The organism is Pseudomonas sp. URIL14HWK12:I12 (genome assembly GCF_003097135.1).
In the GTDB taxonomy this organism is placed as follows: Bacteria; Pseudomonadota; Gammaproteobacteria; order Pseudomonadales; family Pseudomonadaceae; genus Aquipseudomonas.
Genome location: NZ_QEQL01000001.1, coordinates 1,441,578 through 1,461,948, shown reverse-complemented (window position 1 = coordinate 1,461,948; position 20,371 = coordinate 1,441,578). Strand labels below are relative to the sequence as shown.

Below are 20,371 nucleotides of genomic sequence, written 5' to 3'. Positions count from 1 at the left end.
GGCCGGCCCCTATTTCACGACAGTCTGATGACAGCTTTATGACTGAAGTGCCACTACGTGGCTCAATGTTTCGCCACGCGTGTATTCAGGTGCAGGTAATCCAGCAGAATGTGACCGGTTTCACTCAAGTACGCGTCGTCTTCGGGCTTGCTGTCATCCGGCGCGGTACCCAGGGGGTCTTCTTCTTCCTTCTTGAGCTCCTTGAGCGGCTCTTCACCCTTGGCTTTGCGGCGGGCATTCTCCAACGCCAGCTGCTGCTGCTCGATGCTGGTGTGCTGGGCTCGGCGCTCGGCTTCGTTGAGGCTGACAGTCTTCTCTTCGCTGAGCTTTTGCGTCAGCGCCAGGCGATCACGGATGTAAGTGAACTCTGCACTCTTGGCGATGCGTTGGTCGTGCAGCTGCTTGAGCTGAGCGATGAACGGCTTGAAGGGGTCGGCCTCCGGTTTGATGGCCGGGCGAATGGTGTCCCAGGGCATGGCCTCGGGCAGCGCACTCTCGCCGATTTCCTTGGTGTCGATAATCGACGGGTAGGCGATGTCTGGCAGCACGCCTTGGTGTTGAGTGCTTTGGCCGGATACCCGATAGAACTTGGCCAGGGTCAGCTTCAGCTCCCCATGGTTCAGTGGCTGGATGGTCTGCACGGTGCCTTTGCCGAAGGTTTGCCCACCGATGATCAAGGCGCGGTGGTAGTCCTGCATGGCGCCGGCGAAAATTTCCGAAGCCGATGCCGAAAGGCGGTTCACCAACAGGGCCATCGGGCCTTTGTAGAAGGCGCCGGGGTTTTCGTCTTCAAGCACGTCGACGCGGCCATCGCTGTTGCGTACCAGTACCGTTGGGCCCTTGTCGATGAACAAGCTGGTCAGTTCCGTGGCTTCCTGCAGCGAGCCACCACCGTTGTTGCGCAGGTCGATCACAACGCCGTCGACCTTTTCTTGCTGCAACTCGCCCAGCAGCTTTTTCACGTCGCGCGTGGTGCTTTTGTAGTTCGGGTCGCCAGCACGGAAGGCCTTGAAGTCAAGGTAGAAGGCCGGGATCTCGATCACGCCGAGCTTGTAGTCATGGCCGTCCTGGTTCAGGTGCAGAATGGATTTCTTCGCAGCTTGCTCTTCGAGCTTGACCGCTTCGCGGGTGATCGAGACGATCTTGCTGGTCTGGTCATTCGGGGCATTGGTGTGTGGAATCACCTCCAGGCGGACCACAGAACCTTTCGGCCCGCGGATCAACTTGACCACTTCGTCCAGGCGCCAGCCGACCACGTCGACCATTTCCTTGTCGCCTTGGGCCACGCCGATGATCTTGTCTGAAGGCGCCACCTGCTTGGTTTTCTCGGCAGGGCCTGCGGGTACCAGGCGCACGATCTTGACCTGGTCGTTGTCGTTCTGGAGCACTGCGCCGATGCCTTCGAGCGACAGGCTCATGTTGATGTCGAAGTTTTCCGCGCTGTCAGGTGACAGGTAGTTGGTGTGCGGGTCGTACGACTGGGCAAAGGTGTTGATGTAGGCCGAGAAGATGTCTTCGGCACGGGTCTGGTCCAGGCGCGCCAGTTGGTTCTTGTAGCGCTTGGTCAGAGTATCCTGGATCTGCTTGTTGTCTTTGCCAGCGATCTTCATGCGCAGCACCTCGTCCATCAGGCGCTTGCGCCACAGGTCATCGAGGTCGGCCTTGCTGGTGATCCAGGGCGCGTCTTTGCGTTCGACCATCAGCGTCTGGTGGGTGGTGAAGTCGAGCTTGTCGACGCCTTGGCCCAGCAGGCCGAGGGTGAAGTCCAGGCGGTCTTTCACACGGTCGAGGTAGCGCTTGTAGATGGTGAAACCGGGGTCGAGGTTTCCCCCTTTCAGAAAGTCGTCAAACTGCGTCTTCCATTTGTCGAACTCGGTGATGTCGCTGGCCAGGAAATAACTGCGCGAGGGATCAAGCAGCTTGAGATAGCTGTCATAGATGATTACCGAGCGCGCGTCATCGAGCGGCGGCTTGCTGTAATGGTGGCGTTTCAACAGCTCCACGACGTTGAGGCTGGCGATCACCTCGTCACGGTCAGGCTGCAGGCCGTCCCACTTGTTTGCGGCAAATGAGGGGGCGGCTGCTGGCAAAAGGGCAAGGCCCAATGCCAGTGCCAAGGCGGTACGGGGGAGAAATTGCTTCATGCTGATTCGACGTGGGGGCAATTGATAACGCATATTGGGCCGTCTTCAAGATGACCGAGTTCCATGCTGGCGCCGTGATAAAGCAGTTTTCATCCAGCGGGCCTGCAAGCCGGTCGCATAATGCGAAAGCCCCGCGCCAAGGCGCGGGGCTCAGTCCTGAAACAACTATGGAGGTAGCGTGAAGGCATTGCAAGGCGTTGAAGGGCAAGTCGAGTGGGCCGAGCGCCCAGAGCCAACCTGTGACGTAGGGCAGGTACGCATCCGTGTGGCCGCAGCCGGCCTGAACCGTGCCGACCTCTTGCAGCGCGCCGGGATGTACCCGCCGCCGCCAGGGGCCTCCGACATTCTGGGCCTGGAGTGTGCCGGGGTGATCGAAGAGGTGGGGCCGGGCAGCGCCTGGCAGGTGGGCGATAAGGTGTGTGCGTTACTCGCCGGTGGTGGCATGGCGGAGCAGGTGGTGGTCGACGCTCGCCATGTACTACCGGTGCCAGCTGGGCTGAGCATGGAGCAGGCAGCAGGCATCATGGAGGTGTACGCCACCGCCTGGCTCAACCTGTTTCAACTGGGCGGCCTGAAGCCGGGCGAGAAGGTGTTGTTGCACGCCGGCGCAAGCGGCGTAGGTACTGCCGCCATCCAGCTATGCAAGGCCTTTGGCAACCCGGTGTGGGTGAGTGTTGGCTGTGCCGAGCGCCTGGCCTATTGCGAAGGGCTCGGGGCACAGGGCGGTGTGGTGCGCCACGAGAACCTGGAGGCGCTGGCAGACTTCGGCCCCTTCGATGTGATCCTCGACCCGGTAGGGGCCAAGTACAGCGAGCTTAATCTGAAGGCCATCGCACAAGACGGCCGCTGGGTGTTGATTGGTTTGATGAGCGGCAAGGATGCCCAGCTGGACCTGGCCAAGGTGCTGGCCAAGCGTGTGCACCTGATGGGCTCCACCTTGCGTTCGCGCGACGACGTATTCAAGGCCGAACTGCTGGCAGACCTGGCCCTTAACGTGTGGCCGCTGTTCGAAGAGGGCAGGCTGGACCCGCGCCTTGAGCGGGTGTTCAGCGTGCGCGACGCCCAGGCCGCGTTCGATGAATTGGGCCAGAACCAGATCAGCGGGAAGATCGTGCTGGCCGTTGGTTAGGAACCTGAAAGCTACAAGCAAAAGCGAGATGTGAGATTCGAGATGCCACGCAAATCTGCTCTCGCTTGAAGCTTGAAGCGCCTATGAAGTTCGCCAGGTGATCTCCTGCTCGCCGTCGGCGCTGATGCGTATCCAGCGGTCGGCTTCCTCATCGGCCTCTTCTTCGACCCAGGTGCCGGGGGCGCAGCGTACTTCTACCCCAAGCGCTGCATAGGCCGCGCGGGCGCAGGCGATATCGTCGGGCCACGGGGTGCTGTCACTTTCAAGAAACAGGCTGTTCCATTTGCCGACGGCCTTCGGGACCCAGGTGACCGGCACGTTCCCGGCGGTGCATTTCCAGGCCTGGCCCTGTTGCACCCAGCCGCTGCATTGGCCCAAAGCACCGTTGAGCCAGGCGGTGATGGCCTGGTGATCGACGTCGCTGTCTTTTAGGTAGATTTCGATGTCGGGTTGGCGCATGGCATGAACTCGGTAGGGGTCAGTGGGCGACGAAGTAATCGTAACGCATGGACACGGTGACGCTGAAAGGCCCGGGCCGCTCGATCACGGCGGCACGGCGTTCGGCACTGGCGCGCCAGCCATGAGGCGTCATGGCCATCAGGGCTGCGCGTGAGTCGGGGGCGATCAGCTTGAGGGTGTAAGTCAGGGTTTCGCTGTGAGCATGGGCCATGCCGGCAGGCACTTGGGCCAGGTGCTTGTCGTCGATGTACTCGCGCACCTCGTCATAAAGCCGCTGGCGCAGCTCCATGAGGTGGTCACGGGTAGGGCCTACCCGCAGCAGGCCGCCGCCCGGCGCCAGCAGGCGCTGCGTCTCGGCCCAGTCCAGCGGGCTGAACACACTGGTCAGCAGTTGGCAGCTGGCGCTGGGCAGCGGAATCCGCGCCATGCTCGCCACCAGCCAGGTGACGCCCTGCGCACGCTTGCAGGCGCGTTTGACCGCCTCGCGGGAGATGTCCAGCGCATAGCCGTCGCTGCCTGGTAGCGCTTCGGCCAACTGCGCGCTGTAGTAGCCTTCGCCACAGCCGATGTCGACCCAGCGCTTGGGCGCATAGCCTGCCGCCAGCTCTGCCAGGCGGCGGGCAACGGGGGCGTAGTGGCCCTCTTCAAGGAAGGCGCGGCGGGCCTCGACCATCGCCTGGTTGTCACCCGGGGCGCGGCTGTTCTTATGCTGCACCGGCAGTAGGTTCAGGTAGCCTTGGCGGGCACGATCAAAGCGGTGCCCGGCCGGGCAGGCCACGCCGTTTTCGGCACTGGCAAGCGGGGCAGAGCACAAGGGGCAGGTGAGCATCAGGCGAGCAGCCGCACGAGGGTGTGGTAATAGATGTCGGTGAGCACGTCCAGGTCGCTGGCGAGCACACGCTCATCGACCTGGTGGATGGTCGCGTTGACCGGCCCCAGCTCGACCACCTGGGTGCCGAGGGTGGCGATGAAGCGCCCGTCGGAGGTGCCGCCGCTGGTGGAAGGTTGAGTGTCTCGCCCAGTCACCGCCTGGATGCTGGCACGCACCGCATCAAGCAGCTCGCCGGGTTCTGTAAGGAACGGCAAACCTGACAGCGACCAGTCGACGTGCCACTCCAGCGAGTGTTTGTCGAGAATTGCCGCCACACGCTGCTGCAGCCCCTCGACAGTAGATTCGGTGGAGAAGCGGAAATTGAACAGTGCTGTGAGCGTACCTGGCACCACGTTGGTGGCGCCGGTTCCGGAATTGAGATTGGAAATCTGGAAACTGGTCGGCGGGAAGAACGCGTTCCCGTCGTCCCAGTGCTCGGCGGCAAGCTCGGCCAGCGCCGGGGCGGCCTGATGGATGGGGTTGCGCGCCAGATGCGGGTACGCCACGTGGCCTTGCACGCCCTTGACGACCAGGGTGCCACCCAGCGAGCCACGGCGGCCGTTCTTGACCACATCGCCTACCAGCGTAGTGCTCGAGGGCTCGCCGACGATGCACCAGTCAAGGCGCTCGCCACGGGCGCGCAGCACTTCGACCACCGCCTGGGTACCGTGCACGGCTGGGCCTTCTTCGTCACTGGTAATCAGGTAGGCCAGGGTGCCCTTGTGATCGGGGAAGTCGCGCACGAAGCGTTCGCTGGCGACCACCATCGCGGCCAGGCTGCCCTTCATGTCGGCGGCGCCCCGGCCACAGAGCATGCCGTTTTCATCGACTTTCGCCGCGAACGGCTCGTGCTGCCAGGCGTGCACGGGGCCGGTGGGCACCACGTCGGTGTGGCCGGCAAAGCACAGCACCGGGCCCTGGCCGCTGCCGTGCGTGGCCCAGAAGTTGTCGACGTCTTCAAAGCGCATTGGCTCGAGCTTGAAGCCCACTGCGCCCAGGCGTTGCATCATCAGGGCCTGGCAGTCCGCATCGAGCGGGGTGACCGAGGGGCGGCTGATCAGGTCGCAAGCCAGTTGCAGGGTGGGCGAAAGGTCGGCGACAGCCGTCATGGGAAACTCCGGGCGAGGTAGCGGGCAAAGGGCGATAGGTTATAGCAAAAGCGCCGTATCAGGCGACCACCTCGACCTGCCCACGGGCCTGTTTGGCGCGATACAGCGCCTGGTCCACCTGCGCCAGCAGGCTTTCGAAATCGTCCCCGGCCCCCAGGCTACGGGTGTCTGCCAGGCCCGCGCTGAAACCCAAGGTAAAAGGCAACTGCTGGTTGGCCGCCAGCGCCGCTTTCAGGCGCTCGAGGAAGCGCTGAGCCTGGGCGGCTTCGGTGTGCGGAAACACCAGCAAAAACTCTTCACCCCCCCAGCGCACGAACACATCGCTCTGTCGCTTGAGCGCCTGAACGGTGCGGGCGAATACCTGCAGTGCGGCATCTCCGGTGGCATGGCCGTGCTGATCGTTGATGCGCTTGAAGTGGTCCAGGTCAATCATGGCCATCGCGGCAGGGTAACGCTGCATCAAGGCCTGGGCCCATTCCTGGCGAAGCAGCGCCGTAGCGCCCCGGCGATTGAACGCACCGGTGAGGCTGTCGGTGACGCTCAACTGGTGGATCTGGTGGCGCAATTGCTCCTGCAGCATCAGCGCGAAGCTAAGGGTGAACAGGAACGAGACCATGAAATCCATGGCCAGCGCGGTATACGACGGTAAATCCGGTGCATCCAGGAGCAGCGCAGGCGGCGGTTCCAGCAACATCGCCAGGGTGTTGCCGGCGTGGAACAGCACCAGCGCAACATGCCCCGCGATCAGGCCCCAGGCGCCGCGGTAACGCTTGCGCAACGGCCAGGTCACGCGAAGTTGCCAGGCGATCGACAGGGCGAGCCAGCCAGTGAACCAGGGCAATACCCACCCACTGGGCAACAGTGCTTGAGCGCCTAGGGCAAACGCCATGGCAGGGCCCAGCACGGTCGCCAGGAGCCGCTGGTTACCTACGCTTGGCTTGCCCATGTAATGCATCGCCAGGGTGTGCGCTCCGATCGCCACCAGCAGCAAGGCGATGTTGAGCGTGAAGCACTGGCCTGGGGTGAACAGCCCCAGCCACGACAGGGTATCGGGCAGCAGCCCCGGTTGCAGCATCGGCACCACGCGGTAGGCGGCCAGCACCAAGTCCCCGGCAATCCAGGCGTGCAGCGCCGGGCTATGGCGGCCATGGCCCACGTAAGAAAGGCACAGCACCAGTGTGGTCATCAACCCGAACGGGGTGATGAGATACAGCAGCGTCAGGGGGTCGTTGAGCAGCATGGCCGGGCGGCACGCGGGAACAGGAAGGGGCGCATTCTACTGCATTGGCTTGCCGACGGTGATGGCGCACGAGGCTATAATGCGCGCCGATCTGACTGGAGGTAACCCGATGAGCACCGACGACCCCCGCTTTGCCGGCATTGCCCGCCTGTACGGCCAAGTAGGCCTTGAGCGCCTGCGCGCGGCCCATGTGGCAGTGATCGGTATCGGCGGCGTCGGCTCTTGGGCAGCCGAGGCGCTGGCCCGTAGTGGGGTAGGGGAAATTTCGCTCTTCGACCTGGACGATGTCTGTGTGAGCAATACCAACCGCCAAGCCCATGCGCTTGAGGGCCATACCGGCCAGCCGAAGGTAGAGGTGATGGCTCAGCGCCTGCGGGCGATCAACCCAGCCTGCACCGTGCATTCGGTGCAGGATTTCGTCACCGCCGACACCTTGGCCCAGTACATGACCGAACAGCTGGATTTCGTCGTCGATTGCATCGACAGCGTTGCGGCCAAGGCAGCGCTGATTGCTTGGTGCAAGCGCCGCAAGATCGGCATCGTCACCACCGGCGGCGCGGGTGGCCAGATCGACCCGACCCGCGTCGAAATCGCCGACCTCAACCGCACCACCCATGACCCGCTCGCTTCGCGAGTACGTTCGTTACTACGGCGTGACTACGGCTTTTCACGCAATACCTCGCGCAGCTACAGCGTGCCGTGCGTGTTCTCCACCGAGCAGTTGCGCTATCCGCTTCCAGACGGTGGCGTGTGCCTGAGCAAAAGTTTTGTGGGGGAGGGCGTGCGCCTGGACTGCGCGGGGGGCTTTGGCGCGGTGATGATGGTCACCGCCACCTTCGGCATGGCTGCTGCCGCGCGCGCGGTAGACAAATTGGTCGCAGGCACCCGCCGCCCAAGCGAACGGCCCAAGGCTTCAAGGCTTGCTGACGAAACCTGAAAAACGCTTGTTGAAGCCCGCCACTCGGCCTTCACTCTTGGCCTTGCGCTCCTTGCCGGTGTAGACCGGGTGCGAGGCGCTGGAGACGTCTAGGGCCACATAGGGGTATGTCTGGCCGTCGCTGTGGGCGAAGGTTTTATCGGTGTCGACTGTCGAGCCGATCAGCCAGAAGGCATCGGCACCGACGTCGTGGAACAGCACGGGGCGATAGGTGGGGTGAATACCGGGCTTCATGAGCAATCCTCTCGGGGCTAAATGTTATGTTATAACTCATGATATACGCTCGCATCCGACCGCGCCAGCGGCGGTGCTACCCTGTGAAAAATCTGAAGTTTGTCATTTGTGTGGTTGCTCCGGTCTCACAGCACCAACGTATAGGTCACCGCCTATCGAAGGAGTGCCCATGGACATTGCCAGATGTACCGACGACAACGTTTGTTACCTTGCCAGCCGCTTCGCCCTGCTACCGGCAGAGGAGCTTGAATATAAACGCCGGGCACTGATCTGCGACAGCTGCGGCGCCGAGGCATACTTTCGCAAAGCTTCCACCAGCGGGCAGGGGGCGTGCTTCGGTGCCAGGCCACATGGCCCTCTATGCCAGGCCGCTGCGGCCGATGGCGCAAAAAGCAACGCCAGTTCGGAAGAGCAGGACATCCTCGACAATCCCGGCGACCTGATCGAGCTCGACCTCGGCTACGGCCGGGCAGGTACGGGTTTTCATGTGCCCGAGCATGCTCAGGTGCCGGCACCTGGCGCTGGCGGCCGATACACCGGCCAAGGGCCCCGGCCGGCTGCGCGTATGCGCCGGCGGCTGACCCCGATTCTTCGCAACCTGATCTATTCCGAGCAGTTTCGCAATGCCTCGCAGGCTCTGGAGGTGCCAGGGCACGGCGTTACTACGGTCCGGGATTTTTTTGTGGCAACCGCCGACGTTCACGCTGGCCTTGAAGGGCAATATCGCGGGTTCTGGGGGATGATTGCCAGTGTCGGCCCTGCTAAACAAGAAGGCTCGTTCTGGTTGAATTCTCGATCCTATCGGGATTACAGCGTGCTGGTCTCTGAGGCACTGGTCGATGACCTATTGCGGCGGGCCCGCAAGCGAGAGATGGACGATCTCTCAGGCTGCCACCTGCTGGTGCTCGGCGAGTTGAGGCGGTCTGGTACGGGCAAGCTGTGGGTGGAGCTTGTCGATATGGAACGCTGCGCCGTGTATGACGATTGAGACGGCGGTCTCGGGGTGACGCTGCCGCACGCTCATCCCGAGACCAAGGTCTTCATCCGCTGCACCACCGCATTGAGCCCATTGCTGCGCGAGGGGCTCAATTGCCGCCCCAGCCCCAGCGCCTGGAACCACTGCGCCGCGTCCAACGCATCCAGTTGCTGGGCGCTCAAGCCCTCGACCCTGACCAACAGCAGCGCCAGCAGGCCGCGCAGCAAGCGGGCGTCGCTGCTGGCGCGAAACGCCCAGCCATCGGCCTTTCGTTCGGCCACCAGCCAGACCTGGCTTTCGCAACCCTGCACCCGATTCGCTTCGGTCTTTTCCGCCTCGCTCAGCGGCGCCAAGCGCTCGCCCCATTGCATCAACGCGCGTGCACGCTGTTCCCAGCTGGCGATGGCAGACAGCTCGTCCAACGCGGCCTGCGCAGCGATGGGCAAGCTCATCGCAACAGCTCCAGGCTAGCGTCGAGTGCTTCGAAGAAGCGCTGGAGGTCGCTCGAGTCGTTGTACAACGCCAGTGACACACGAATGGCGCCCCCCAGCCCCAACCGCTCGAACAGCGGCATCGCGCAGTGCAGCCCTGCACGGACAGCGATGCCTTGCTCGGTCAGCAGGTGGGCGAGGTCTGCGTTGTGCACGCCCTGCACCACGAAGCTGGCCAGTGCCCGCACCGGTGCGCCAAGCACCTGCACGCCGTCCCGGTCGTTGAGCCCGCGTAGCAGTTGCTCGTGTAACGCCTGCTCATGAGCCAGCACCGCTTCGGTTTCCAGGCCGCTCAGGTAGTCCAGGGTGGCCCCCAGGCCAATGACCCCGGCAATCGGAGGCGTGCCGGCTTCGAAACCCAGGGGCGCCGGGCGGAAGGTCGCGTGGTGGTACCCAGCCTGCTGGACCATTTCGCCGCCGAACTGCCAGTGCGCCAGCCGCTCCAGTGCTTCCCTGCGGCCGCAGATCACCCCGACGCCATCGGGCCCGTAGAGCTTATGGCTGGAGAACACGTAGAAATCGCAACCCAAGGCGGCAAACTCCGGCCGGCCATGCACTACGCCCTGCGCACCGTCGACCACACTCAACGCGCCATGCTCACGAGCCAGCGCTGCCAGCTCGCGCACCGGCTGCTGCGTGCCCAGCACATTGGAGAGCTGGCTGACCGCGACCAGCCGAGTGGCCGGCCCAATCAAACCGCGTGCCGCTTCGAGGTCGATGATGCCCACTTCGGTCAGAGGCAGCACTACCAGCTTCAGCCCCTTGCGCTGCGCCAGTTGCTGCCAGGGCAGCAGATTGGCGTGATGCTCCAGGGCGCTGACCACCACCTCATCGCCCGGGCGGCACTGGTTTTCGAGCCCATAGGCCAACAAATTCAACGCAGATGTGGCGCCGTGGGTGAAAACCACCTGCCCTGCGCCAGGCATGCCCAGCCACAGCGCGACCTTCTCGCGGCTCGCCTCGAATGCCTGGGTCGCCAGGGCGCCGGGTAGGTGCTGGGCACGGTGCACGTTGGCCGCACCGTGGCCGTAGTAATGCGCAAGCGCGTCAAGCAGGGCCTGGGGCTTCTGGGTGGTGGCGGCGTTGTCCAGGTAGGTTTGCTGCTGGCGTTGCAGCGCAGCGATGGCGGGGAAGTCCGCGCGCCAGGGAGAGGTGTGAAACATGGCGAGGGCCTCGCGCATCGGAGGCCGGGGCAGGTGCCCCGGCCACAGCGGCAGATCAGTTGTGAGCGTGCAGCGCGTCGTTGAGCTCGATGGCCGACTTGTGGGTTTTGCATTCCACTGCGCCGGTTTCGGAGTTGCGACGGAACAGCAGGTCCGGTTGGCCGGCCAGCTCGCGTGCCTTGATGACCTTGACCAGCTCGCCTGCGTCGTCGAGCAGGCGAACCTTGGTGCCGGCAGTGACATACAGGCCCGACTCCACGGTGTTGCGGTCACCCAGCGGAATGCCGATGCCGGCATTGGCGCCGATCAGGCAGCCTTCGCCGACCTTGATGACGATATTGCCACCACCGGACAGCGTGCCCATGGTGGAGCAGCCGCCGCCCAGGTCCGAGCCCTTGCCGACGAACACGCCGGCCGAGACACGGCCTTCGATCATGCCCGGGCCTTCGGTGCCGGCGTTAAAGTTGACGAAGCCCTCGTGCATGATGGTCGTGCCTTCGCCGATGTAGGCGCCCAGGCGCACACGGGCACTGTCGGCGATACGCACGCCTGCCGGGACCACGTAGTCGGTCATCTTCGGGAATTTGTCGACCGAGAACACTTCCAGCAACTCGCCCTTCAGGCGTGCTTCGAGCTGGCGCTCGGCCAACTCGGCGAGGTCCACGGCGCCCTGGCTGGTCCAGGCCACGTTCGGCAGCAGCGGGAAGATACCTGCCAGGCTGGTGCCGTGCGGCTTGACCAGGCGGTGCGAGAGCAGGTGCAGCTTCAGGTACGCCTCGGGGGTGGAGGTGAGCGCTGCATCTTCAGCCAGGAAGGTGGCTACCAGTGGCTTCTGGCTCTCGGCCAGGCGGGTCAGCAGGGCGGCTTGCGCAGCGTCGACACCCTTGAGGGCGTCGGCCAGCTCGCTGGCCTGGGTGTTGTTGAAGGCGATGGCCTGGTTGCCGCCGGTGTAACCCAGCACCTTGGCAGCTGCCTGGACCAGCGAGGCGCTGGGGTTGAGCAGGGGTTGGGCGTAGAACACTTCAAGCCAGGTGCCCTGGCGATTCTGGGTGCCGACACCGAAGGCCAGGCTGAACAGGTTAGCGGACATGCAGATACCTCTATATTCGTAAACGGCGCCGGGGCTCAAAGGGCCGCGGCGTACAGGTCAGGTTTGAAGCCAATCAGGGTGCGATCGCCCAGCTCGAGCACCGGCCGTTTGATCATCGACGGCTGGGCCAACATCAATTCGATGGCCTTGGCCTGGTCGAGGTCGGCCTTGTGTGCTTCGTCGAGCTTGCGAAAGGTGGTGCCGGCGCGGTTGAGCACGGTTTGCCAACCGTGCTCATCGCACCAGCGCGCCAGGTGCTCGCGGTCGATGCCCTGGGTTTTGTAATCGTGGAAGGCGTAGGCAACCTTGTGCTCATCGAGCCAGGTGCGGGCCTTTTTCATGGTGTCGCAAGCCTTGATGCCGTAGAGGGTGTAAGCCATTGATTCACGTGGGCAGGCCGGGTTTGCCCGTGCCTTCCCGCTGTCTCCGGAAAATTCAGTGGCCGAATTATGCGGGATTGGGCGGTTCGATGCCATGGTTGTCAATGGGCCAGCGCGCTGTGGGGCGTCTTGCCGGCGGCCAGTGCTGGCCGGATAGCTCAAACGGTAGAGGCAACAGGCAACTCAGTCGGCATAGGCAAGGGTTTCGCGGTTTAGCTGGCGGATCAGTGCGTTCCAATGCAATTGGATGCCGGGGTTTCGACCCGCGGCCGTCGCGGCGGCTTGTTCCCGCACTCTGCCGATCGCAGCTGTAGAAGCGTGCAGAAGGTCCACATTGCCGCCGGCCTGGGCTGCGATCTGGATGTTGCAAGCCCGCTCCAGGCCATGCAGCTCCCTAAAGGCATGCTCCACGCTGACCCCGCCGGTGAGCAGGCCGTGGTTGCGCAAGATGAGGATGTTGCTGTCACCCAGGTTAGCCACCAGGCGCTGCTGTTCGTCCAGATCCAAGGCAATGCCTTCGTACTCGTGGTAGGCCACGCGGCTGTAGTAGGCCAATGCATGCTGCGAAAGTGGCAGCAGGCCGCCGCGTTGTGCCGACACGGCGGCCCCGTCGCGGGTATGAGTGTGCAGTACGGCCTTGAGATCCGGCCTGGCGCGGTGGATGGCGCTGTGGATCACATAGCCGGCCTGATTGATGCCCAAGCCCATAGGGTCGTCGATCAACGTGCCATCGATGTCCACTTTCACCAGGTTGGAGGCGCTGATCTCATCGAACAGCAGGCCATAAGCATTTATGAGGAAATGCTCATGCTCACCCGGCACCCGTGCGGAAAAGTGTGTGTAGATATGGTCTGTCCAGCGCAATTGCGCGGCAATGCGGTAAGCCGCTGCAAGTTTGACGCGTATTTCCCATTCTGCGGGTGATACACGCTGGCGCAGGCCAATTGACGCTGCGGTGGCGGTAAACGGTTTCATGGGCGGTCCTGATCCAGGTTGAGGAGCGTGCCCATGGCGGCTGGCCAAGGGCGCAGACTGCAGCATCGGGGGCTTGCTGCGCGAGCGCCTCTGGGCGGTGAGGTGGCTAGCCCCGCACTGTATTTTTATAGATCAGCACTGTAAAAGGCTGTTTGGCTATAAGCTCATCATCAGTATTTCTGAATGGGTAGGCAGAAGATTATGCGTGGCGGGAATATTCTAGGCAGCTCTGCGTGCTTCCGGATCTGAGCATGAAAATAGATGACATCGATGCCTTCATCGCCGTAGTGCGGTCGCAGTCGCTGAGCGTCGCTGCAGATGCTCTGCAACTCACACAATCGGCCATTACCCGACGCCTCCAGAATTTCGAGGAGGCTTTGGGCGCGGTGTTGCTCGACCGCCATACCAAGCCAATGAAGCCGACCGCCATCGGCTGGCGGGTCTTTGAGCGTTGCCAGGCGGTGATGCGGGAAGTCGAAGCCCTGCGCGAGTTGGTAGCCGAAGACGCTGCCCCGTCTGGCACCTTGCGTCTGGGCGTGCCGCAAACCATAGGCGATGCGGTGCTACTGGAAGCTCTGCAGGGCATGAAGGCACGCTTCCCGGAGCTACAGGTACAGGTGGCCCAGGGATGGGGCGGCAATCTGGTGCAGCGCATTGAGCGTCGAGAGCTCGATGCCGCCGCCGTATTGTTCCCAGCGGGCAAACTGTTCCCAGAAGGTGTCATCGGGCAATCATTGGCGCAGATGTCACTGGTAGTGGTCGTTGCCAAAGGGGCTTGCGCGCGCAAACGTTGCAAATTGGCCGACTGCCAGGGCCAAGGGTGGGTCCTCAACCCCGACGGTTGTGGATTCCGCGCCGGGCTGCAGCGAGCGCTGGCCGAAAAAGGCCAAAGCTTGAAGGTCAGCCTGGAGATCTTCGGCACCGATTTGCAATTGGGGCTGGTCGCCAACGGGATGGGCTTTGGGCTAGTACCCGAGCCGCTGCTGCAACGGAGCCGCCACCGCGACCGGCTGGAGGTCATCAGTGTCAGCGACTTTCGCCCTGTCATCGATCTGTGGCTGGTACAGGCGGCGTTCGTCGGCAACCTTCAAGGCGCTGTGGATCTGTTCGGTGAGGTAGTGACGCAGGGGCTGACGTTACACGCTCAGGCCTGATAGGGGGTAGAGGTAAGAAACAGCCTTGACCCGAATCTATCAGGGCATCGGGAGCGTTTGATGTGAGCACCCGGCTCACCACGTTTCGAAACTGCCCACGACCATCGAATTTCCCATGCCCAGACGACCGCCTGGGCAGGCGTCACTTAGTCTATTCCGGCTCGACCGCCGGCCTGCCCTCAGCGCACTGGGCAGGTGCAGGCCCTTCAGCGCGTAACGAATTCACGAATCCGCTGTGCCCCTTCGATACACTCTGCCAAGGGCGCAACCAGTGCCATGCGCACGCGGCCGGCTCCCGGGTTCTGGCCGCCAGCATCGCGCGAAAGGTAAGAGCCGGGTACAACGGTCACGTGTTGCTGCTCGAACAGCTCCCGGCAGAATGCAGCATCGTCGCCACCCACATTCGGCCACAGATAGAAGCTGCCATCAGGGCGTTGCACGTCCATAACAGGCGAGAGGATGTTCAATACCGCGTCGAACTTCTCGCGGTACAGGTCACGATTGGCGCGCACGTGGGCTTCGTCGCTCCAGGCCGCGATGCTGGCCAGTTGCGTTTGTACCGGCATCGCGCAGCCGTGGTAGGTGCGGTAGAGCAGAAACGCCTTGAGAATGTCGGCATCGCCTGCCACGAAGCCCGAGCGCAGGCCAGGCAAGTTGGAGCGCTTGGACAGGCTATGAAACACCACGCAGCGCTTGAAGTCGCTGCGGCCCAGTTCGGCGCAGGCGGTCAGCAGGCCAGGGGGCGGGGTGCCCTCGTCGAAGTACAGTTCGCTGTAGCACTCGTCGGCGGCGATCACGAAGTCGTGCTCATCGGCCAGGGAGATCAAGCGCTTGAGCGTTTCGAGCGGGATCAACGCGCCAGTGGGGTTACCGGGTGAGCAAAGAAACAGGATCTGGCAGCGCTCCCAGACCTGGGTGGGTACGGCGTCGAAATCCGGGTTGAAGCCGTGGCTGGCCAGGCAAGCCAGGTAGTGCGGCTGCACTCCCGCCAGCAGCGCCGCCCCTTCGTAGATCTGATAGAACGGATTGGGGCTGACGATCAAGCCGTCGACGCCACGTTGCGCCACCGTCTGCACGAACGAGAACAAGGCCTCGCGCGTGCCGTTGACCGGCAGCACATGCCGGGCTGCGTCCAGCCAACCAGCGGGCACGCCAAAGCGCCGCTCGCACCAATGCGCGATAGCCTCGCGCAGCGCCGGCAACCCAGCAGTGGTGGGGTAGACGGCCATTTGCGCCAGGTTGTCGCGCAGCGCCTGGGCGACGAACTCGGGTGAGGCATGCTTGGGTTCGCCGATAGAGAGGGCGATGTGGCCAAGCCCCTGGGTATGTTCGGCGCCGGCGAGCAGCTTGCGCAGTTTTTCGAAAGGGTAGGGTTGCAGCTGGTTCAGGGCGTCGTTCATGAGTGCGTTCGCAAGTCAGATGCTGATGCGCGGCAGTTCCGGCTGCTCGACCGACAGCTGCGCGACGATCGCCTCCTGGAGGCGAGCGCACAGTTGTGGATCGGACAGCGGCTGGTTAGCCGCGTCGGTGATGAAAAAGACGTCTTCGACGCGCTCGCCTAATGTGGCGATCTTCGCGTTCTGCAGAGAGAGGTCGAAGTCCAGGAAGATCTTGCCGACCCGCGCCAGCAAGCCTGGGCGGTCGGGCGCGGCCAGTTCCAGTACCGTAACCGGGCGCTGGGCGTCATTATGGATCGTCACTTGCGGGGCGAAGGCGAAGTGCTTGAGCTGGCGCGGTACGCGGCGCTGAATGATGGTCGGGTAATCGTCGGGGTTGCGCAGCGCTTCGGTAAGGCCCAGGCGAATGCGCTCGATGCGCGCCGGGTCGTTGCCGATCGAGCCACCTTCGTTGTCCAGCACGATATAGGTGTCGAGGGTGAACTGGCTGCTGGAGGTGATAATGCGCGCGTCGTGGATGTTCAGGTTGAGCTGGTCCATCGCGGCTACCGTCACGGCGAAGAAGTCGTGCTGGTCGGGCGCATAGATGAAGATCTGCGTGCCGCCTTCGAATTCGCGCTGCGTGGTTTCCTTGATCAGCACCAATGGGTCGCCACTGGGCGGCTGCTGGAGGATGGCATCGGTGTGCCAGGCCACGTCGCCGGAGGTGTGACGCAGGAAATAATCATCGCCCAATTGCGACCACAACTGCTCGACCTCGTCCGGGTCGGTCCCGCCCCGTACCAGGGTGTCGAGTGCTGCATTCTGGGTATGGCGGATCTGCTGTTCGCGGTCGACCGGGTTTTCCAGGCCCCGGCGCAGCGCCAATTTGGTTTCCGTGTAGAGCTGGCGCAGCAGGCTGGCTCGCCAGGAATTCCACAATGACGGGTTGGTGGCGTTGATGTCAGCCACGGTCAACACGTACAGGTAGTCCAGGTGCGTCTGGTCGCCAACGAACTGGGCGAAATCGTGAATCACCTGCGGGTCGGAAAGGTCCTTGCGTTGGGCGGTGGTGCTCATTACCAGGTGGTTTTGCACCAGCCACACGATCAGCCGGCTGTCCCAAGCCGGCAGCTGATGGCGCGAGCAGAACGCCTCGGCATCCACCGCACCCAGCTCCGAATGGTCCCCGCCGCGCCCCTTGCCGATGTCATGGTACAGGCCCGCCATGTAGATCAGCTCGGGCTTGGGCAGCTTGCCCATCAGCTTGCTGGCCAACGGGAATTTCTCGGAGATGGGGGTGTACTGCAGCTTGCGCAGGTGCTTGATCAGGTTAAGCGTGTGCGCATCGACGGTATAGATATGGAACAAGTCGTGCTGCATTTGCCCAACGATGTGACCGAACTCTGGCAGGTACCGACCCAGGATGCCGTAACGGTTCATACGGCGCAGGTTGCGGTGGATACCGACCTCGCATTTGAACAGCTCAACGAACAGGCTGGTGTTTCGGATATCGTTGCGAAAGCTGTCGTCGATCAGGTGCCGATGCTCGCGCAGCAAGCGGATGGTGTCGGCGCGTACGCCCTTGATATCCGGGTTTTGTGCCATCAGCACGAAGATTTCGAGCATTGCGAAGGGCGTGCGCCGGAACACGTTGGCGTGGGTGGCCTCAATGTAGCCGTCATGCAACTGGAACCGGGAGTTGAGTGGCGTGAGCGCGCGGCTGCCGTCATCGGCCAGGATGACCTCTTCGTAATGCTGCACGATCAGGTCACTGAGTTCGGCGATGCTCATCACCACCCGGTAGTACTGTTGCATGAAACGCTCGATGGCCAGCTTGGCATCGCCGTCGGTGTAACCCAGCAGCTCGGCGATCTTGCGTTGGTAGTCGAACAGTAGCCGGTCTTCGGCTCGCCCGGCGAGCATGTGCAGGGCGTAGCGCACCTTCCAGAGAAATTCCTGAGACGAGGCCAGCAGGCTGATCTCGCTTTCCACCAGAAACCCTTGGCTGGCCAGGGCCTGCAAGTTGAGGGTGCCGAAATGCCGCCGTGCTACCCAGAGCAGGGTCTGGATATCGCGCAGGCCGCCCGGGCCCCCTTTGACGTTGGGTTCCAGGTTGTACTCGGTGTCGTTGTACTTGTGATGGCGCGCCTTCTGCTCTTCGTGCTTGGCCAGGAAAAATTCGCGGCTTGGCCACATGCGCTCGGTGGCAGTGGCCTCGAGCATGCGCTTGCGCAGCCGATCAGGGCCGGCGATGGTCCGGCATTCCATCAGGTTGGTGATAACGGTCAGGTCCGCCCGGGCCTGTTCAGCGCACTCATCCACCGAGCGCACGCTCTGGCCCACTTCCAGGCCGATGTCCCAGAGCAGGGTGAGGAAGCGCTCGATAGGCTCACGAAATATCTCGTGGTCGGCGCTTTCCAGCAGAATCAGCAGGTCGATGTCCGAATACGGGTGCAGCTCGCCACGGCCGTAGCCACCCACTGCTACCAGCGCGATGTCGGCGTCTTCACTCCAGTCGAACTGTCCCCATGCCTGCTGGAGCAGGCAATCGACGAACCAGGCGCGATCTTCGACCAGGCGGCGCACGTCTCGGCCCTCGATGAAGCGCCTGTCGAGCACTTCACCCGCCTGGCGAATGGCCTTTTTGAACGCAGCGATCGGGCTGGTCTTAAGGGCCAGCTCCGCCTGGAACTGGCCACGGTCGAACAGCTCTGGGTCCATCTGGGGCATCGGGCGGCCTTCCTTTATATGCGTGCGAACGTCGATCAGTTGCAGCGGGCCAGGGTGTCGTCGCTGCGCAGGGTGAGGATCTCGTAGCCGGTGGCAGTCACCAGAATGGTGTGCTCCCACTGGGCGGAGAGTTTGCGGTCCTTGGTGATGGCCGTCCAGCCATCCCCGAGCAGGCGGGTATCGGCCTTGCCCTGGTTGATCATCGGCTCGATGGTGAAGATCATCCCCTCCTTGAGCTCCAGGCCCTCGCCGGCGACGCCGTAGTGCATCACCTGGGGCTCTTCGTGAAAGACCTTGCCGATGCCGTGGCCACAGTATTCACGTACGACCGAAAAGCCGTTTTTCTCGGCATGCTTCTGGATCACTGCGCCAATGTCCCCAAGGTGCGCGCCCGGCCGTACCACTTCGATGCCCATGTACAGGCACTCCTGGGTGACCTTCGACAGGCGTTCTGCCCACTGTGGCACGGTGCCTACGTTGAACATGCGGCTGGTGTCGCCATGGTAGCCGTCCTTGATGACGGTGATGTCGATGTTCAATACATCGCCGTTCTTCAGGGGCTTTTCATTGGGGATGCCGTGGCACACTACGTGGTTGATCGAGGTGCAGATCGACTTGGGGAAGCCTTTGTAGTTCAGGGGCGCAGGAATGGCCTTTTGCTCGTTGACGATGTAATCGTGGCAAATGCGGTCCAGTTCCTCGGTGGTTACCCCGGGTTTGACGTAAGGCTCGATCATCTCCAGCACTTCGGCGGCCAGGCGGCCGGCGATGCGCATTTTCTCGATGTCCTCGGGCGTCTTGATGGTCACGGTCATGAATGCTCTCTTGGCGCCGCAGCGCTTGAAACAATGTATAAGGCCGCGATTCTACCAGAGGCGCCGCCCCCGCGTCGGGCCCCAGGCTGGGTGTGATTGTCGCGCGATTGCCTGCGTGGCGCAAAACAGACGGGGCCAGCCTTGTGGCAGTTCCTTCTGCCAGGGAACTGTGGTATAAAGTGCGCCGTTTCGCGGGGGTGCCTCCGCGAAGCTCAAACCCACACACGTATCGACACGATGACCTGGGTGCCGAAGGCTTTGTGCCAGAGGTTGGATCATTGGGATGCGTGGAGGCCTAACCCGACTTATCAAGGAACTATCATGTCCCAAGTCAACATGCGCGATATGCTGAAGGCCGGTGTGCACTTCGGCCACCAGACCCGTTACTGGAACCCGAAAATGGGCAAGTTCATTTTCGGCGCGCGCAACAAGATTCACATCATCAACCTTGAAAAAACCCTGCCGCTGTTCAACGAGGCACTGACCTTCGTCGAGCGTCTGGCCCAGGGCAAAAACAAGATCATGTTTGTCGGCACCAAGCGTTCCGCTGGCAAGATCGTCGCCGAGCAAGCGGCTCGTTGCGGTTCGCCGTACGTCGACCATCGCTGGTTGGGCGGCATGCTGACCAACTACAAAACCATCCGCCAGTCGATCAAGCGCCTGCGCGAGCTCGAAACCCAGGCCGAAGACGGTACCTTCACCAAGCTGACCAAGAAAGAAGCGCTGATGCGTTCGCGCGATCTGGAGAAGCTGGACCGTTCGCTGGGTGGTATCAAGGACATGGGCGGCCTGCCTGATGCCCTGTTCGTTATCGACGTCGATCACGAGCGCATTGCCATCAGCGAAGCCAACAAGCTGGGCATCCCGGTCATCGGTATCGTCGATACCAACAGCAGCCCGGAAGGCGTCGATTACGTCATCCCAGGTAACGACGACGCCATCCGCGCCATCGAGCTGTACATGACTGCCATGGCTGACGCCGTGATTCGTGGCCGCAACAATGTAGGTGGCGGCACCGAAGAGTACGTGCAGGAAGAAGCTGCCAACACCGCAGCTGAAGGCTGAGCCGTAGGCCAACCGGCACGGCTTGTCACG

The 20,371-nt window shown here is 62.8% G+C and carries 19 protein-coding genes; 5 read left to right on the top strand and 14 right to left on the bottom strand.

Annotated elements, in window-relative coordinates; genetic code table 11:
• Positions 1-62: 62 nt before the first annotated feature.
• Positions 63-2,144 (bottom strand): carboxy terminal-processing peptidase, encoded by a 2,082-nt coding sequence (locus F474_RS06845; RefSeq protein WP_165830274.1) that lies wholly within the window; start codon positions 2,142-2,144, stop codon positions 63-65.
• A 178-nt stretch (positions 2,145-2,322) separates the two neighbouring features.
• On the opposite strand from F474_RS06845, the gene F474_RS06840 reads away from it, so the two are divergent.
• The gene (locus F474_RS06840; protein WP_097083310.1) at positions 2,323-3,273 is read left to right on the top strand and encodes an NAD(P)H-quinone oxidoreductase; all 951 of its coding nucleotides are present in this window, start codon (positions 2,323-2,325) and stop codon (positions 3,271-3,273) included.
• Between the two features lie 81 nt (positions 3,274-3,354).
• Here the strand turns inward: F474_RS06840 and F474_RS06835 are convergent, their stop codons facing one another.
• From F474_RS06835 to F474_RS06820, 4 genes are read right to left on the bottom strand one after another with little or no spacing between them, the layout of a single operon-like run.
• The gene (locus F474_RS06835; protein WP_097083311.1) at positions 3,355-3,732 is read right to left on the bottom strand and encodes a hypothetical protein; all 378 of its coding nucleotides are present in this window, start codon (positions 3,730-3,732) and stop codon (positions 3,355-3,357) included.
• Between the two features lie 19 nt (positions 3,733-3,751).
• The gene (locus tag F474_RS06830; protein ID WP_097083312.1) at positions 3,752-4,561 is read right to left on the bottom strand and encodes a putative RNA methyltransferase; all 810 of its coding nucleotides are present in this window, start codon (positions 4,559-4,561) and stop codon (positions 3,752-3,754) included.
• Positions 4,561-5,712 (bottom strand): succinyl-diaminopimelate desuccinylase, encoded by a 1,152-nt coding sequence (dapE, locus tag F474_RS06825; protein WP_097083313.1) that lies wholly within the window; start codon positions 5,710-5,712, stop codon positions 4,561-4,563. The genes F474_RS06830 and dapE overlap by 1 nt, the downstream gene beginning before the upstream one ends.
• A 58-nt stretch (positions 5,713-5,770) precedes the next feature.
• Entirely contained in the window at positions 5,771-6,952 is a 1,182-nt protein-coding gene (locus F474_RS06820; protein WP_097083314.1) for a diguanylate cyclase, read from the bottom strand.
• Between the two features lie 109 nt (positions 6,953-7,061).
• Here F474_RS06820 and tcdA point away from each other — a divergent pair, with 109 nt between their 5' ends.
• Positions 7,062-7,889: a tRNA cyclic N6-threonylcarbamoyladenosine(37) synthase TcdA gene (gene tcdA, locus F474_RS06815; RefSeq protein ID WP_097083315.1), complete on the top strand. Its 828-nt coding sequence runs from the start codon at positions 7,062-7,064 to the stop codon at positions 7,887-7,889.
• On the opposite strand, the gene F474_RS06810 is transcribed toward tcdA, so the two are convergent.
• On the bottom strand, positions 7,866-8,123 hold the full coding sequence (locus F474_RS06810) for a type B 50S ribosomal protein L31 (RefSeq protein ID WP_097083316.1): 258 nt from the start codon (positions 8,121-8,123) through the stop codon (positions 7,866-7,868). The two genes, tcdA and F474_RS06810, sit on opposite strands and share 24 nt — an antisense overlap.
• A gap of 169 nt (positions 8,124-8,292) precedes the next feature.
• On the opposite strand from F474_RS06810, the gene F474_RS06805 reads away from it, so the two are divergent.
• Positions 8,293-9,111 (top strand): hypothetical protein, encoded by an 819-nt coding sequence (locus F474_RS06805; protein ID WP_097083317.1) that lies wholly within the window; start codon positions 8,293-8,295, stop codon positions 9,109-9,111.
• 32 nt (positions 9,112-9,143) lie between these two features.
• On the opposite strand, the gene F474_RS06800 is transcribed toward F474_RS06805, so the two are convergent.
• From F474_RS06800 to F474_RS06780, 5 genes are all read right to left on the bottom strand, one after another.
• On the bottom strand, positions 9,144-9,551 hold the full coding sequence (locus F474_RS06800) for a SufE family protein (protein ID WP_097083318.1): 408 nt from the start codon (positions 9,549-9,551) through the stop codon (positions 9,144-9,146).
• Positions 9,548-10,753 carry an aminotransferase class V-fold PLP-dependent enzyme gene (locus F474_RS06795; protein ID WP_097084245.1) on the bottom strand — a complete coding sequence of 402 codons (1,206 nt, stop codon included), beginning with the start codon at positions 10,751-10,753 and terminating at the stop codon, positions 9,548-9,550. The genes F474_RS06800 and F474_RS06795 overlap by 4 nt, the downstream gene beginning before the upstream one ends.
• A 55-nt stretch (positions 10,754-10,808) precedes the next feature.
• On the bottom strand, positions 10,809-11,843 hold the full coding sequence (dapD, locus tag F474_RS06790) for a 2,3,4,5-tetrahydropyridine-2,6-dicarboxylate N-succinyltransferase (RefSeq protein ID WP_097083319.1): 1,035 nt from the start codon (positions 11,841-11,843) through the stop codon (positions 10,809-10,811).
• A gap of 35 nt (positions 11,844-11,878) precedes the next feature.
• On the bottom strand, positions 11,879-12,223 hold the full coding sequence (locus F474_RS06785) for an ArsC family reductase (RefSeq protein ID WP_097083320.1): 345 nt from the start codon (positions 12,221-12,223) through the stop codon (positions 11,879-11,881).
• A 183-nt stretch (positions 12,224-12,406) separates the two neighbouring features.
• Positions 12,407-13,198, bottom strand: coding sequence for a class II aldolase/adducin family protein (locus tag F474_RS06780; RefSeq protein WP_097083321.1), 792 nt, complete (start codon positions 13,196-13,198; stop codon positions 12,407-12,409).
• A 251-nt stretch (positions 13,199-13,449) separates the two neighbouring features.
• On the opposite strand from F474_RS06780, the gene F474_RS06775 reads away from it, so the two are divergent.
• Positions 13,450-14,352, top strand: a complete 903-nt coding sequence (locus F474_RS06775) for a LysR family transcriptional regulator (protein ID WP_097083322.1) — start codon at positions 13,450-13,452, stop codon at positions 14,350-14,352.
• A gap of 206 nt (positions 14,353-14,558) precedes the next feature.
• Here the strand turns inward: F474_RS06775 and dapC are convergent, their stop codons facing one another.
• The 3 genes from dapC to map are packed head-to-tail and all read right to left on the bottom strand — an operon-like array spanning position 14,559 to position 19,276.
• On the bottom strand, positions 14,559-15,752 hold the full coding sequence (gene dapC, locus F474_RS06770) for a succinyldiaminopimelate transaminase (RefSeq protein ID WP_097083323.1): 1,194 nt from the start codon (positions 15,750-15,752) through the stop codon (positions 14,559-14,561).
• Between the two features lie 15 nt (positions 15,753-15,767).
• On the bottom strand, positions 15,768-18,461 hold the full coding sequence (locus F474_RS06765) for a [protein-PII] uridylyltransferase (RefSeq protein WP_097083324.1): 2,694 nt from the start codon (positions 18,459-18,461) through the stop codon (positions 15,768-15,770).
• A 35-nt stretch (positions 18,462-18,496) separates the two neighbouring features.
• Positions 18,497-19,276: a type I methionyl aminopeptidase gene (map, locus tag F474_RS06760; RefSeq protein WP_097083325.1), complete on the bottom strand. Its 780-nt coding sequence runs from the start codon at positions 19,274-19,276 to the stop codon at positions 18,497-18,499.
• Between the two features lie 321 nt (positions 19,277-19,597).
• Between map and rpsB the strand changes: the two genes are divergently transcribed.
• Positions 19,598-20,341, top strand: coding sequence for a 30S ribosomal protein S2 (gene rpsB / locus F474_RS06755; protein WP_097083326.1), 744 nt, complete (start codon positions 19,598-19,600; stop codon positions 20,339-20,341).
• The last annotated feature ends 30 nt before the right edge of the window (positions 20,342-20,371 follow it).